Source organism: Komagataeibacter rhaeticus (assembly GCF_011611525.1).
Lineage (GTDB): Bacteria > Pseudomonadota > Alphaproteobacteria > Acetobacterales > Acetobacteraceae > Komagataeibacter > Komagataeibacter rhaeticus.
On sequence record NZ_CP050139.1, the window covers coordinates 2,947,707 to 2,960,959 of the forward strand.

The 13,253-nt window shown below is 60.8% G+C and carries 14 protein-coding genes and 1 tRNA gene; 6 read left to right on the forward strand and 9 right to left on the reverse strand.

The window, feature by feature from the left end; translation table 11 throughout:
* Positions 1–295: 295 nt before the first annotated feature.
* Complete coding sequence (locus GWK63_RS13415; RefSeq protein ID WP_007397588.1) at positions 296–1,633, forward strand: LLM class flavin-dependent oxidoreductase; 1,338 nt, start codon at positions 296–298, stop codon at positions 1,631–1,633.
* A gap of 96 nt (positions 1,634–1,729) precedes the next feature.
* Positions 1,730–2,656: a 2-hydroxyacid dehydrogenase gene (locus GWK63_RS13420; protein ID WP_039998651.1), complete on the forward strand. Its 927-nt coding sequence runs from the start codon at positions 1,730–1,732 to the stop codon at positions 2,654–2,656.
* A 150-nt stretch (positions 2,657–2,806) separates the two neighbouring features.
* Here the strand turns inward: GWK63_RS13420 and GWK63_RS13425 are convergent, their stop codons facing one another.
* Complete coding sequence (locus GWK63_RS13425) at positions 2,807–3,235, reverse strand: RidA family protein (RefSeq protein ID WP_034929509.1); 429 nt, start codon at positions 3,233–3,235, stop codon at positions 2,807–2,809.
* A gap of 275 nt (positions 3,236–3,510) precedes the next feature.
* Here GWK63_RS13425 and GWK63_RS13430 point away from each other — a divergent pair, with 275 nt between their 5' ends.
* Positions 3,511–4,458, forward strand: coding sequence for a nucleoside hydrolase (locus GWK63_RS13430; protein WP_039998629.1), 948 nt, complete (start codon positions 3,511–3,513; stop codon positions 4,456–4,458).
* Positions 4,459–4,528: 70 nt separating this feature from the next.
* Here the strand turns inward: GWK63_RS13430 and GWK63_RS13435 are convergent, their stop codons facing one another.
* From GWK63_RS13435 to GWK63_RS13445, 3 genes are all read right to left on the reverse strand, one after another.
* Positions 4,529–4,687, reverse strand: a complete 159-nt coding sequence (locus tag GWK63_RS13435) for a class II aldolase/adducin head domain-containing protein (protein WP_166498074.1) — start codon at positions 4,685–4,687, stop codon at positions 4,529–4,531.
* 83 nt (positions 4,688–4,770) lie between these two features.
* On the reverse strand, positions 4,771–5,955 hold the full coding sequence (gene istA / locus GWK63_RS13440; RefSeq protein WP_408885786.1) for an IS21 family transposase: 1,185 nt from the start codon (positions 5,953–5,955) through the stop codon (positions 4,771–4,773).
* A gap of 128 nt (positions 5,956–6,083) precedes the next feature.
* The gene (locus GWK63_RS13445) at positions 6,084–6,680 is read right to left on the reverse strand and encodes a class II aldolase/adducin family protein (RefSeq protein ID WP_112210128.1); all 597 of its coding nucleotides are present in this window, start codon (positions 6,678–6,680) and stop codon (positions 6,084–6,086) included.
* Positions 6,681–6,926: 246 nt separating this feature from the next.
* On the opposite strand from GWK63_RS13445, the gene GWK63_RS13450 reads away from it, so the two are divergent.
* The gene (locus GWK63_RS13450; protein WP_007397582.1) at positions 6,927–7,451 is read left to right on the forward strand and encodes a flavin reductase family protein; all 525 of its coding nucleotides are present in this window, start codon (positions 6,927–6,929) and stop codon (positions 7,449–7,451) included.
* Between the two features lie 50 nt (positions 7,452–7,501).
* On the opposite strand, the gene GWK63_RS13455 is transcribed toward GWK63_RS13450, so the two are convergent.
* The gene (locus GWK63_RS13455; protein WP_007397581.1) at positions 7,502–8,536 is read right to left on the reverse strand and encodes an Ldh family oxidoreductase; all 1,035 of its coding nucleotides are present in this window, start codon (positions 8,534–8,536) and stop codon (positions 7,502–7,504) included.
* A gap of 370 nt (positions 8,537–8,906) precedes the next feature.
* On the opposite strand from GWK63_RS13455, the gene argE reads away from it, so the two are divergent.
* Both argE and GWK63_RS13465 read left to right on the forward strand, forming a co-directional pair.
* The gene (argE, locus tag GWK63_RS13460) at positions 8,907–10,046 is read left to right on the forward strand and encodes an acetylornithine deacetylase (protein WP_007397579.1); all 1,140 of its coding nucleotides are present in this window, start codon (positions 8,907–8,909) and stop codon (positions 10,044–10,046) included.
* 74 nt (positions 10,047–10,120) lie between these two features.
* On the forward strand, positions 10,121–10,798 hold the full coding sequence (locus tag GWK63_RS13465; protein ID WP_007397578.1) for a DUF1028 domain-containing protein: 678 nt from the start codon (positions 10,121–10,123) through the stop codon (positions 10,796–10,798).
* Between the two features lie 107 nt (positions 10,799–10,905).
* Here GWK63_RS13465 and GWK63_RS13470 read toward each other — a convergent pair whose 3' ends face one another.
* From GWK63_RS13470 to GWK63_RS13485, 4 genes are all read right to left on the reverse strand, one after another.
* Positions 10,906–12,297 carry a sodium:solute symporter family protein gene (locus GWK63_RS13470; RefSeq protein WP_007397577.1) on the reverse strand — a complete coding sequence of 464 codons (1,392 nt, stop codon included), beginning with the start codon at positions 12,295–12,297 and terminating at the stop codon, positions 10,906–10,908.
* Entirely contained in the window at positions 12,290–12,499 is a 210-nt protein-coding gene (locus GWK63_RS13475; protein WP_050800590.1) for a DUF3311 domain-containing protein, read from the reverse strand. The genes GWK63_RS13470 and GWK63_RS13475 overlap by 8 nt, the downstream gene beginning before the upstream one ends.
* 6 nt (positions 12,500–12,505) lie before the next feature.
* A complete protein-coding gene (locus GWK63_RS13480; protein WP_157771994.1) occupies positions 12,506–12,643 on the reverse strand; it encodes a hypothetical protein in 138 nt (45 codons plus the stop codon).
* Positions 12,644–12,995: 352 nt separating this feature from the next.
* A tRNA-Gly gene (locus GWK63_RS13485) sits at positions 12,996–13,070 on the reverse strand.
* Positions 13,071–13,253: the final 183 nt, after the last annotated feature.

Sequence of the window (13,253 nt, forward strand, 5' to 3'; positions counted from 1 at the left end):
GCCCATCTGGAATTATATGAACAGCATCAGGGCATAGACACAACCATACTGATCCTGACATGCCTGCGTTTCGACGCAGTAATAATATTTTTTGCGGACCTGATATGGAAAATCCGTTCCTGCATGATCCCTGCCCGTAACAAGTCTGCATTGATCCAATGAGTTAAAAAAAATAGGGTTTACCGTCTTCCGGCCGTCGCGCATTCTTTTCTTGTTCGTAACGGCACCGGCAATTACAATAGTCACCGGCTTTCTGCGGTAACCTGCTGTGCCTGGTCATAAAGGAAGCTGTAAAATGAAACAGACCGGCCAACATATGGTTCTTGGTGGTCTCTTTGAAGCCAATGGTTATCATTCAGCAGCCTGGCTGCTGGCGTCGGCGCAGGACAATGCGGCCACCGATGTGGATTATTTCCGCCGCATCATCCAGCAGGCCGAAGCTGGCAAGCTGGATTTCTTCTTCCTGGCCGATACACCGGCCGCACGCACGGAAAACCTTGATTTCTGGACGCGCTCCCCACTTTACATGAACATGATGGAACCGATCACGCTGCTGGCGGCGCTGGCCGGGTCCACCAAGCATATCGGCCTTGGCGCAACCGCCTCCACCAGCTTCTACGAGCCTTATAACATCGCCCGGCTTTTCGGGTCGCTTGACCATATCAGCCACGGGCGCGCGGCATGGAACGTGGTGACCACGGCCAATGACTACGCGGCACGCAACTTCGGGCTTGACCGCCTGCCGCCACATGACAGGCGTTATGAAAAGGCTTCCGAATGCCTGGAAATCGTCCAGGCGCTTTGGGATACGTGGGAAGATGATGCCTTCATCTTCGACAAGGCCAACGCCCGGATGTTCGACCCGGAGAAATTCCATGTGCTTGACCACAAGGGAGAGTTCTTCCGCGTCTATGGCGGGCTGAACATGCGCCGCTCGCCGCAGGGGCAGCCGGTCATCTTCCAGGCCGGCGCATCCGAGGCGGGCAAGGAATTCGCGGCCCGCACGGCGGAAGTCGTGTTCGGCACCGGTGCCACGCTGGCCGAGGCCCAGGCCTTCTATTCCGATCTCAAGGGCCGGATGGCGCGCTACGGGCGCTCGCAGGATTCACTGAAGGTGCTTTCGGGCGTCTCGATCGTGGTGGGCGAAAGCGAGGAAGCCGCACGCGAGAAATGGGCCAAATGGCAGGCCACCGTCCCGATCGAGGTTGGTCTCATGTACCTCAAGACCGATCTGGAAACCGACCTGTCCGACCTGCCGCTGGATGAGCCGGTACCCGAGCACCGGATTCCCGAGCGTTCAAACTTCCATCAGGTCTATTTCAACGAGATCGTGGGCCTGATCCGCAAGGGGCTGACCCTGCGCGAAATCTGCCGCCAGTACAACCGCAGCAAGGTCATCTTCTATGGCACGCCCTCTGGCGTGGCCGACCAGATGGAGGAATGGGTCAGCAAGGGCGGAAGTGACGGCTTCATGATGGCGCTGCCGGTCCTGCCCGAAAGCCTGACCGACATCACGGAAAAGGTGGTGCCCGAACTGCAGCGCCGCGGCCTGTTCCGCAAGGAATACGAAGGCACGACCCTGCGTGAGAACCTGGGGCTTGCGCGCCCGGAAAACCGGCACGTAAAAAAATGATGATCCTGTAGTGCGGGCCGGGCATGGTATCAGCCCATGCCCGGCAGCATGAACGGGGTTGTCCGGGGCGAACGGCAGCATGATGGAAAGGCCCGCATGTCTTTTGTACTGAAACTGGACCAGAAGCGCGAACGGCACTGGAAGGACGTGTTCCACCGGCTGATGCCGGACATGCCATTCCACTTCTATCCCGATTATGGCGACCCGGCCGATGTCGAGTACATAGCCATGTGGCGCCCGGAACCCGACCTGTTCACGCGGTTCCCCAATCTCAGGCTGGTCTTCTCCCTTGGTGCCGGGGTGGACCAGTTCGATCTGTCAACCTTCCCCGACCATGTGGGGCTGGTGAAGATGATCGAACCGTCGCTGACCGCAGGTATGGTGGAATATGTGACGGCCTTCGTGCTGGCCACCCATCGTGACCTGCCCCTCTACCGCACCCAGCAGATGCAGCATCTGTGGAAGCCCCATACCGAACGGCGGGCCGACAGGACCAGTGTCGGGATCATGGGCATGGGCACGCTGGGCATTCCATGCGCGGCGGCCATCCGCGCGCTGGGGTTCAACGTGCGCGGGTGGAACAGAAGCCACAAGGACGTGGACGGGGTCTCGATGTTCGTCGGTAACGAACAGCTTGATGCCTTCCTGGCCGAAACCGATATCCTGATATCGCTCCTGCCGCTTACCCCGCAGACACGCGGGCTGTTCAACAATGCGCTTTTTGCCAGGCTGCCCGCAGGTGCCAGCGTGATCAATGCCGGCCGTGGGCCACAGGTCGTAACGGATGACCTGCTGGCCGCGCTGGATAGCGGGCACCTGCGCTGGGCCGTGCTGGACGTGACCGACCCCGAGCCCCTGCCGGCCGATTCCCGGCTGTGGGATCACCCCGGCGTCATCATCACACCGCATATCGCCAGCAACACCCATCCTGAAAGCGGTGCGGAAAGCGTTATCAACACGATCCGCAATTTCCAGGCAGGCAGGACACCCGAAGGTCTGGTCGACCGCCAGAAACGCTACTGAACCCACAGCCATCCGCCCCGCCCGCCCGTTTATGCAGACAAAGGCGGGGCGGCGTGCTGTCCACCGCCCACCGGCGGGCGGATACGCCCCGGAAAGGGCCGGGGCGCGCAGCGGCGGGCCGCTTCAGCCCGCCCGCCCGGTCATGGCCGGTCAGTCCTTGACCGCAATGACATCCACTTCCACCAGCCATTCAGGCCGTGCAAGCGCAACCACCACAAGCCCGGTAAACACGGGAAACACGCCGCGGAAGTGGCGCCCCAGAGTACGGTAGACATCCTGCCGGTAGCGGATATCGGTCAGATAGACCGTGACCTTGCAGATATGCCGCATCTCGGCACCGGCTTCCTTGAGCAGCAGGGCAATGTTTTCCGCCACTTTTTCCGTCTGGCCCACCGGGTCGCCCACGGCCACGTTCTCACGCGTGTCGAGATCCTGCGGCACCTGGCCACGCAGGTACACGGTGTTCCCCGCCACGACGGCCTGGCACAGATCATTATCCAGATTCTGTTCGGGATAGGTATCCTTGGTGTTGAAGGGACGGATACGGCGATGGGTTACCGTGGGGGGAAGCTCTGTCATCACATGCTCGCTCTTCAGGGAATGGACTTCCGAGTTAGTACAGGTTTTCCATTTCCATCAATAAGTAAAAACATAATTTGGAATTATGAAATAATTCATGCACGGCTTCATGATCAATGATACAGGACATATGTATTTTCCCGCGCCCATACGGCACATGACCGGAGCCGATGATCAGGACCGCACCAGCCGGTGCATAGGATGTGACTTCCCGTAGATGGTCATTGCCGCCCAATCGGAAATGCAGCCCCCGATATCGCAACCGGAAGCAGGACATGACAACACAACCGCGCAAGATCATTGTGGACTGTGACCCCGGTGTTGATGACGCCCTGGCCCTGATGCTGGCCACCACCGCGCCCGATGCCATACAAATTCTGGGCATTACCACGGTTGCCGGTAACGTTCCGCTTGAAAAAACGACACGTAACGCGCAGTGGGTCATGCAGATGCTGGGCAGGCCCGATATTCCCGTTCATGCCGGCTGTTCACGTCCCATCATGCACCGGACCGGCCGGACCGCGAGCGTTCACGGAACGGACGGGCTGGGCAGCATCCGGCCGGAAGACGTGGCGCCGGCTGCCCCCGATGTCCATGCCGTTGATTTCCTGATCGAAACCGTCCGCCGCCATCCGGGTGCGATCACATTGTGCTGCCTGGGACCAATGACCAATATCGCCCTTGCCATGCTCAAGGCACCCGACATGGCGCAACAGCTTGAACAGATCGTGTTCATGGGTGGCGCGGCCTGTGTGCCCGGCAACATCACGCCGGCTGCCGAGTTCAACTTTCATGTCGATCCGCATGCGGCGCATGTTGTCCTGTCAACCGGCCGAAACCTGACGATGTTCGGACTGGATGTGACCCGGCGGATGACCGTGCCGGCCGGGCGCATGGCGGCGATGCGGTGCCACGCCACCGACCCGGCGCGCATGATGGTGCGGATGCTGGACGATTATGCCCACGGCGACCCGGCGCTGCATGACCCCTGTGTCATTGCCCATCTGCTACGGCCCGACCTGTTCAGCGGCGTTGCGGGCCATGTCCAGGTGGACTGCACATCCGCGCTGGATTACGGGCGTAGCGTGGCCGCCCTATCGGAACGGCACCGTGACGGCCGTGACCCCAACTGCCGGATCATGATGCAGGGAGACCGCGACGGACTGGTCGACCTGCTGGCACATGCCCTGACCCGGCTGGAGGGCGGGAACACGGGCTACTGACAGAAGTAGGAAATTCTCCCGGGTGTCGCCTTTTCCAATAAAGGCGACGTTCCCAGGGAGTCCTGCCGCGTCAGTCGCGGTAATCCGGCTCTTCCTTATCCAGGATCAGTTTCATTTCCTCAAAGTGCCGGATTGAAAAATCCGTAATGCCCTCCCAGTCGCGGGCTGTCTTTTCCGCCACATCGTCGGACAGGACGGACAGCCTGCGCCCGGTGGCGCAGGCTGTCACGAAGATCTGGCAGGCACGTGTAAATGCTGTTTCAAAATTCCCCACATGTGCTGTCGGAAAATTCCCCAGCACGGATATGGTGATCAGCCATTGAGGTGATCGATAGCTCCATGCTTTGGGGGCCTACCGCGGCGCTTTGGCGCTGCCGGTGGCATCAGATTGGCGTGGGCCCGTGTATGCTCGGGGATCAGATCGGCATGCTGGCGCAGGCGATAGCTGGCACCTTCGATGTGGACGACGACAGCATTGAAGATCAGGACTTCATGTGTATGGTGCTGGATCTCGACCACGCGACGGCGGGCAGTGTCAGGCACACTGTAATAATTGCCGGCCACCGCCACCATCCCCTCGCGGCTGATCCGCCGCTCGACGCTCAGAACAGCATCGTAGCGCAGGGCAGGCAATGGATGCAGATGGGGCTGCTCCTGTGCAAAATGCTCCTGCACGATCCGCCCGGTGGTGGCATGTGCCCGCGCGTTGGCGATATCCGCGCGCCAGACGTCGAACTGGGCGTTGAGGTCATCGAGATCATGGAAGCTGCGGCCAAGGAAGAAGTCCTGACGGATGTAGCGGAAGGGTCGCTCGACCTTGCCCTTGGTCTTGGCGCGATAGGGCTGGCAGGCTCTGGGGGCGCTGCCATAATGGGCCAGAAGCGCCACCAGCGAGGCATTGTAGGTCACCACGCCCGCATCATCCTCACCGATGACAGCGGTCTTCATGCGATCGTAGAGAATTTCCGTGCAGCAGCCCGCCATCGCCTCGAAGGCGGCGATGTGGCAACGCATCACTGTTTCCAGACCCTGGTTCGGGCAGAAACGTCCCCACAGCCAGCGACTGTGCCCCAGCACCATGCTGAACAACCAGACCTTGCGCACGATGCCTGGCTCGCCGGTGAAGACTGTCTGGAATTCCGCAAAATCGACCTGCGCCTGAACGCCGGCTCCGGTCTCGAAGCGCCGCTCATAAGGCCTGGGCAGCGGGGGGCGGATTTGCCGGAGATATTCCGTCAGCGATGAATAGGCACCGTCATATCCCATGTCGCGAATTTCACGATGCAGCCTGCGCGATGAAAGTCCGGGATAACTTGCCATCCGCTCCAACAGATAGGTTCGATAAGGTTCTGCTGCGCTGGCCACCGGTTTACGCGGTGCATAGGCTGGAGTCTCCAGCCCATTGGCCAGATACTTCTTCACTGTCTTGCGATCGAGCCCTGTCTGGCGCGCGATGGCGCTGATGCTGAGCCCCTGTCTTTTGAGTTCCTGGATCAAAACGACCTCCCTGAGTCCTATCACCTGCTCGCCCTTCCTTTGGCATCAGCAGGGATAAATGTGCCGCGTGATCGTCATGGGGGCATGCCCCCATGACGATCACGCACAGTCCTCAAACTGGGGAATTTTCAACCAGCACATTTGGGGAGATTACAACCAGCACTCACAGCACGTTCCAGCGTGTACATGTCATCAAATGCCTCCCCCACCGTGGGGGCCACGACCATGACACCATGATTGCCCATCATGAGGCGGGACCTGTCACCCATCACCGTGACAAGGCGCGCGCCCTCGGCGTCACTGTCGGCCATGCCGCCGTACATCCCGTCAATGGCAACACGGCGGAAGTAGCGTGCGGTATTCTGCTCGATGGGGAGGATTGTCGGGTCCTCGAACGTGGAAACCGTCGTGGCGTATATGGGGTGCAGATGCATGGCCACGCGGGCCCTGGGATTAAGGGTGTGCAGCTGGCCGTGGATGGCCCATGCCGTGGGGTCCAGGTCATAGGTTGCCGCGTCACCCGGCCTGCTGGTATCGACCAGGATCAGGTCGCTGGCGCGGATGCGCGAGAAGTGCCGCCATTTGGGGTTGATGAGAAAACGGCTGCCATCTTCGGACACGGCGGCGCTGAAATGGTTGGCAACCGCTTCATGAAAACCCAGCCGTGCGGCCATGCGGAAAGACGCAGCCAGGTCCACCCGCATCGCATGTTCATGGTTATCCATTGGTTCATATCTCCACGATGTGGGGCAAGCAGAACAATTTTCCATTTCAGGATAGGCTTATCATTGCTTTCAGGTAAAGATAGTTTTTTCCTTATCCTTATATAGTCTTTATCATTTTAAAATAAAAAATGGATTGAAACGGAAAAAGTTAAGCATGAATTATGCAATAATTATTTGCACTTTACTGTCTGGATGGGATGAAGTCACCCCATACTGCAACACTGCCGGAAAACAGGGAAAAACAGCATGAACCCGCTTGCGCCAGAACTGGAAACACCCGGACTGGAAACACCTGAACAGTTCGTTGCCGCCATGGCCCATGCCGCCACCGGCGTTTCCGTTGTCGCAACGTGGGGGCCAGCAGGCCGCATCGCCCGTACCGTAAGCGCCTTTGCCTCCATCTCGGCGGAACCGCCAATTGTGATGGTCAGTGTAAAGGACACCTCTCCGCTAAGCCTGCATATCCAGAAGAACGGCGTGTTCAGCCTGAACATCCTGGCCGGCGACCAGCACCCCGTGGCCAACCTGTTCGGCCGTTCGTCCCCCCTCCCTGCCGGGCAGGTGTTCAGTCAGGCGGAATGGACCGATAACGGGTCCGGGCGGCATGTATGCCTAAAGGGAGCGGCAGCGGCCTTTTCATGCCGCGTCAGCCAGAGCCTGCTCATGGGTACGCACCGCCTGTTCTTCGGCCTGGTGGAGCAGGCCGCCGCAGGCACGGCGGAAGCCCTGATCTACCACGCCCGCGATTACGCCCGCCCCACCCGGTTCTGACCCCCGGCCTGGCGTACGGGGAAGGCGGCATCCCTTCCCCGCGCCGGCAGTTACAGCCCCAGTGCCTTCAGCGTATCCGGGTCGACCGGAATGCCAAGGCGGGCACGTTTTTCGGCCTCGGCCCATTCCCGGTCACCCGGTGCCATGACCGGACGCTTCGGGTCGACGGCCGGAGAGGCGCGCAACACCTCAAGATAACGGGTGATGGCGGCATCATAGCCTGTGCGCCCGACAAAGCGCGCAGGGTCGATGGCTATGAAAAAATGGCCGATATTGGCAGGCTCCCGCCGCTGCCTGGCCTGTGCATCGGGCAGGATGTCGGGATCGAGCGTGGCGCCGGGCAGGATGGCGGACAGGATGGTCACGACACCGGCCAGCGCCGCCCCCTTGAAGCCGAATTCCGGGCCGCCCAGCGGCTGGAGAAAACTGGCCCTTGCCGGGTCGGTCGTGGGATGGCCCTGCGCATCGACCGCCGTCCCCTCGGGCAGGGACAGGCCAAGGGAGCGGTAAAGCTGCACCCGGTTGAAGGGAATGGAGGACGTGGCCATGTCCAGCAGCCACGGCCTGCTGTCCGGCACCGGGGCCGCCATGGCAATGGGGTTCGTGCCATGGAAGGCGATCCCCCCCCCGAACAGGCTGACCAGCGAAAGGGAATTGGTCGTGACAAGACCGATCATGCCCCTGTGCGCGGCTTCCACGGCATAAGCACCCGCCGCGCCAAAATGCGTTGAATGCACGACGCCCACGGCCCCGATGCCACAGGTGGCCGCCATGTCCACCGCTTCATCCATGGCCTGGTAGGAGGCGCCATGCGCCAGTCCGTCATCCCCATCCAGCACGCCAGCCGCGGGTCCGGTGCGGCGCATGACCCGCGTGGGGCGGGCGTTCATCACGCCCGCCTGCAACAGGTCCGCATAATACCGGCACAGCCGCACGCCATGGCTGTCCACCCCGATGCGCGATGCATGCAGCAGCGCCCGCGTGGTCTGTTCGGCATCTTCCGCGCGGGCACCGGCTCCGGTCAGGAAGCGCTGGACCTCCGCGCGCAAGACAGCTTCGGGAATATGTTTGACGTCAGTTGACACTTACCGATCCTTTGTCATCCGAAATGAACCAGAAACCGTTCTTCCCACACGGCCGCAGCGATATGGGCCGCCCGCAGGGTACGCCCCTGCGGGTCCATGGCTGGAAAAAAGTATAGAACCCGCCATACCGGCAGTACAGCCCGCCGGGTTACAGGTGGTGCGGGCCATGGCTGGCGGCTGTATGTTTGATTTAAACAGGTTGTCTTTTCAAGAACCAGTTTTCAGTACCGCAGCAGCTTCGTTATTATTCATATACTGGATAGAAAAATAATATCCGCCAGGCGGACTCTCCCGATTGTCGATCAGGGACATATCCGGCCATGATGCAGCCTGCCGACTGCCCATGTTGCCCACGCGGAAAGGAAAGACCATGACGCCGACAGCCAGTACCCTGCGCGAGCTTGTCGCCTTTCCAAGCGTATGCGGGGAACCCAACGGCGCCATCATCGACTGGATCGAAACGTTTCTTGCCCGCATCGGCGCACGCATCCGGCGCATTCCCGGCGACCGGCCCGATGCGTCCAGCCTGTTTGCCTCCATCGGCCCGGACGTGGCGGGCGGTATCGTCCTGTCCGCCCATTCCGACGTGGTGCCGGTAGCCGGACAGGACTGGACAGCGGACCCGTTTGTCCTGACCGAACGCGATGGCAGGCTGTACGGCCGGGGCTCCAGCGACATGAAGGGCTTCCTGGCCTGCATGCTCACCAGTGCCGCCAGGGCCGCCACGCGGCCACTGAAGCGCCCCCTGCATCTGGCCATTTCCTATGATGAGGAACTGGGCTGCCTGGGCGTGCACTCCCTGCTCCGGGCGCTGGACAGCGCCGGGACAGAGGTGGATGGCTGCATCATTGGCGAGCCGACCGAAATGCGGGTGGCCATTGCCCACAAGGGCAAGATCGCCTTCAGAATCATCTGCCGGGGTGAGGCCGCCCATTCCGCCAATCCCTTCCTGGGCAGGAACGCCATCCGTCTGGCGGCGGGCATGGTGGAAGCACTGGACCGGCTGCAGGAGCATATCCGCGCCACCGAAACCCATGACACCCGTTTCACCGTGCCCTTTTCCACCGTGCAGGCCGGCCTGATACAGGGCGGCTGCGCGCTGAACATCGTGCCGGACCTGTGCACGGTCACGGCTGAAATGCGGCTTGTCCCCACACAGGATGGGGCGGCGTACCTAACCTGGCTGAAGGAAGCCACCGCCGGCGTGATCGGGACAGTGGGCGGCGGCACGATCACGCTGGAGGTCATGAACGCCTATCCGGGGCTGAACAGCCCGCCGGGTACGGATATCTGCTCACTGGCGCTGCATGAAGCGGGGCAGAACAGCACCACCGTCATCGATTTCGGAACCGAGGCCGGCCTGTTCGAGGAAAAGCTGGGGGTTGCCTGCGTGGTCTGCGGCCCGGGATCGATCAACCGCGCCCACAAGGCGGATGAATACATCACACGCTCCGAACTCGACCGGTGCGACCTGTTCCTTGAAGGGGTCGTGGACAGGCTCTGCCAGTAACGCCCAGAACACTGCCCGGCCCGTCACGACGGGCTGGACACCCGCCCATCCTGCCATAAGGACCCGGACAGACAATGACCTTTTCCATCATCGCCCGATGCGCCCGGACAGGGCAGTTCGGCATTGCCGTTTCATCTTCCTCCCCCGCCGTGGCCAGCCGCTGCGCCTTTGCACGGGCGGGCGTGGGCGTGGTGGCCACACAGAACATAACCGACCCCCGTCTGGGGCCACAGGGGCTGGACCTCATGGCGCGGGGCGCCACCGCGACCCAGTGCCGCGACATCCTGGTGCAGAATGCCGCGTTTGCGCAGTTCCGCCAGTTGGCCATCCTTGATGCCCGGGGCGACACGGCCGTCTGGTCTGGCGCGCACACCCTGGGCTGCCATGCGGTTTCCACCCGGGCGAATGTCGCATCGGCCGGCAACCTGCTGGCGCAGGAAGGCGTGCCGGATGCCGTGACCCGTGCGTTTGATGAATCGGATGAAAGCCTGCCGCTGGGTGAACGCCTGCTTGTGGCCATGCGCGCCGGGCTTGCCGCCGGGGGCGAGGCGGGGCCGGTGCGTTCGGCGGGCATGATCGTGGTGGCAGAGCAGGACTGGCCACTGGTTGACCTGCGCGTGGACTGGGACGAGGCCCCCATCGACCGTCTGGCCGAACTGTGGACGGTATGGCGGCCCCAGATGAATGATTACGTGACCCGGTGCCTCAATCCCCTGTCCGCGCCATCCTACGGCGTGCCCGGAGATGAGTGAGCCTTTGCCCGGACAATAAACGATTCAGGAAAATATCGCCTTTTTTAATAAAGGCGATACCCGGCTCTTTTCCTTTATTGCCGGACAGGCCGGCCGGGCGGTACGATTCAGCGCCGTGGCACGGGCCGGGAAGCATTGGCAGCCAGCCCCAGCGCCACCATGCCGGCATTCAGTACAAGACCGATAAAGCCAGGATTCACATTGCCCACCGGCACACCGGAAAACGCCAGCCCGACCGACACGGCTTCCCCCGCAAGAAAACCGGCCGTGACGAAGCCCGATGGAACCCTCAGCTCAAGACATACGCACAGCACCGCGGGAAAGAACTGGACAATACCCAGATAATAGACCGTTGTCAGAACCGGCATGAGTACTGAAAAATGCATGGCCGTATAAACGGAAAAAACCAGATACAGCGTTATGACAAGCTTGGCACACGTCTTCTGCCGGCTGTCGGGCAGCCCATGCACAAGGTTACGTGACACCAGCGACCCGATACACAGGCAGATACCGGCCAGAATGACAAGCCCGGACAATGCACAGGCCGCCATGACCAGACCCAGGCCCCAGGATGGCAGCAGGGCCAGGGCCACATCGATAAAAACCGTGTTTTTCCCGCTCAGCGGCAGTCCTGTGGCACTGGCATACAGCGTACAAAGCAGCAGAAGCGGGAACATCAGCATATAAAGCGGCATAAGGATCTGGTTGCGCCGGACGATGCCCGACGATCGCGCCGTAAAAAGAAAAGCAATACTTTGTGGCGCAACACAGAAGCCAAGGGCCTGGATGATGATGGTGGTGATGGTATGCACATTGTCCCCGGCCGTGGCCGGTTTCATGGAACGGCTGGCCTGAACCAGCCCATGCCATGACTCATGGCGCAGCACGGCAATGCTGATGAACACGACGGCAAGAATAACGATACTGTCCTTTATGGCGGATACGAAGGCCGGTGCCCGCACACCGGAAAGCGCAAGCCAGGAAAAGGTCAGCACGGCGCACCCGCCCGCAATGACCACGGGGGAGAACGGCCAGTGGAATTCACCAATCGTGGCGATCAGCCCCGCCATCTGGAGTTCGCCAAAGGGCAGCATGAAAAAAATGGCGCTCAGGGTCACGGCGATTTCAAGAAAACGGCTTGGGAAACAGGTCCTGAACAGATCAGCGAACGTCAGTGCCTCCGCCCGCCTGCCCGCCTTCCAGATCAGGGGATTGAGAAAATACCCCACGGGATAGGCCAGGAGGATATACCCCAGGAACCAGCCCACAAAGGGTATGCCATCATGCAGGGCCCCGGCCGGAAACCCCATGATGCTGCCAATGCTGTAGGTCTCACCCACCGCCAGCAGGAAAACCAGAACCCCGCCAAACTGGCCGGACGCGGCAAAGAAGTCCCGGCTGTTCTGGTGCGCATGGTTGCGCCGGGACACAAGCGCCACGACAAAGGACAGCACGATAATGGCAATAAAAACCGTGGATGCCACGCGCATTTCAGTCATCCCTGTCCTGACGGCCCCGTTTTTCCAGTTTCCATGCCACGGCCATGCACAGGGAAGTCAGCGGAAGGCAGGCAAACAGCCAGACCAGGGCAGCCGGAATGCCACCGATGACAAGCGTACCGGAAGAAAGCCAGGGCAGCGGCCCCAGCACCGCCAGAAACGGCAGGACAAGGCCCACAGCAAAACCTGAATACGCTAGCATCCTGAATCATACCCCCTGAATTTCAAGGTCATTATTTACAATATGACAATATGGATATTCTGTTTTTATTTTATGTTCAGATCCATTCACAACAGCATCTTCCATTCCTGCCGTTCCAATCAGTACATTACGGCCAAGCAGCATGCCGTGGCGGCGCCTTCCCGCCGGGTGCCGTATTCCCATGCGCATCTTACCCCATAAAATGTTACGGACAGGAATGAAGCGCTGGCCTGGCGCATGGATACGGACATATCCCTCACGGCAGCCCTGCCAAACCGGAGCCAGACACACCCGTTGCCTGTCGCTCCGGCCCGATGCGCGACACCTGCCCTCTGGCGCAGGGGGCCTGACCGGGCATGGTCGCAGGCAGCAGGGCCGGAACGGTTTGTATTCATGTGACAGGAAAAGAAGGGACAGTCGCATCAGGCAGTCCTGAAACGACGAAAGCCGCCCTGATGGCGGCTTCCCCGTATCCGGCTGGCTTCCTGTAGAAACCTGGAGCGGGCGATGGGATTCGAACCCACGACCCCAACCTTGGCAAGGTTGTGCTCTACCCCTGAGCTACGCCCGCGCTCCGTGCCGGTGAAGGGGTGTTTACGGCAAAGCCCCGGACCACGCAAGGGGGAAAAATGGTTTTCCGGGAAGTTTTTTTCCTCACCCCACCAGATGGTTGCGACTATGGCCGGGAATGCCAATCTAGTATGTCAGTATGGATGCAAACCGGCCATCACGGGCTTGAAGCGGGCGGATGGAT

What these genes read in the sequence shown, in the direction of transcription:
- GWK63_RS13445 (WP_112210128.1), bottom strand. Translation starts at nt 6,680, where the DNA reads ATGGATAACCATGAACATGCGATGCGGGTGGACCTGGCTGCGTCTTTC.
- GWK63_RS13420 (WP_039998651.1), top strand. Translation starts at nt 1,730, where the DNA reads ATGTCTTTTGTACTGAAACTGGACCAGAAGCGCGAACGGCACTGGAAG.
- GWK63_RS13470 (WP_007397577.1), bottom strand. Translation starts at nt 12,297, where the DNA reads ATGACTGAAATGCGCGTGGCATCCACGGTTTTTATTGCCATTATCGTG.
- GWK63_RS13415 (WP_007397588.1), top strand. Translation starts at nt 296, where the DNA reads ATGAAACAGACCGGCCAACATATGGTTCTTGGTGGTCTCTTTGAAGCC.
- GWK63_RS13425 (WP_034929509.1), bottom strand. Translation starts at nt 3,235, where the DNA reads ATGACAGAGCTTCCCCCCACGGTAACCCATCGCCGTATCCGTCCCTTC.
- GWK63_RS13475 (WP_050800590.1), bottom strand. Translation starts at nt 12,499, where the DNA reads ATGCTAGCGTATTCAGGTTTTGCTGTGGGCCTTGTCCTGCCGTTTCTG.
- GWK63_RS13480 (WP_157771994.1), bottom strand. Translation starts at nt 12,643, where the DNA reads ATGCTGCTTGGCCGTAATGTACTGATTGGAACGGCAGGAATGGAAGAT.
- argE (WP_007397579.1), top strand. Translation starts at nt 8,907, where the DNA reads ATGACGCCGACAGCCAGTACCCTGCGCGAGCTTGTCGCCTTTCCAAGC.
- GWK63_RS13430 (WP_039998629.1), top strand. Translation starts at nt 3,511, where the DNA reads ATGACAACACAACCGCGCAAGATCATTGTGGACTGTGACCCCGGTGTT.
- GWK63_RS13465 (WP_007397578.1), top strand. Translation starts at nt 10,121, where the DNA reads ATGACCTTTTCCATCATCGCCCGATGCGCCCGGACAGGGCAGTTCGGC.
- GWK63_RS13450 (WP_007397582.1), top strand. Translation starts at nt 6,927, where the DNA reads ATGAACCCGCTTGCGCCAGAACTGGAAACACCCGGACTGGAAACACCT.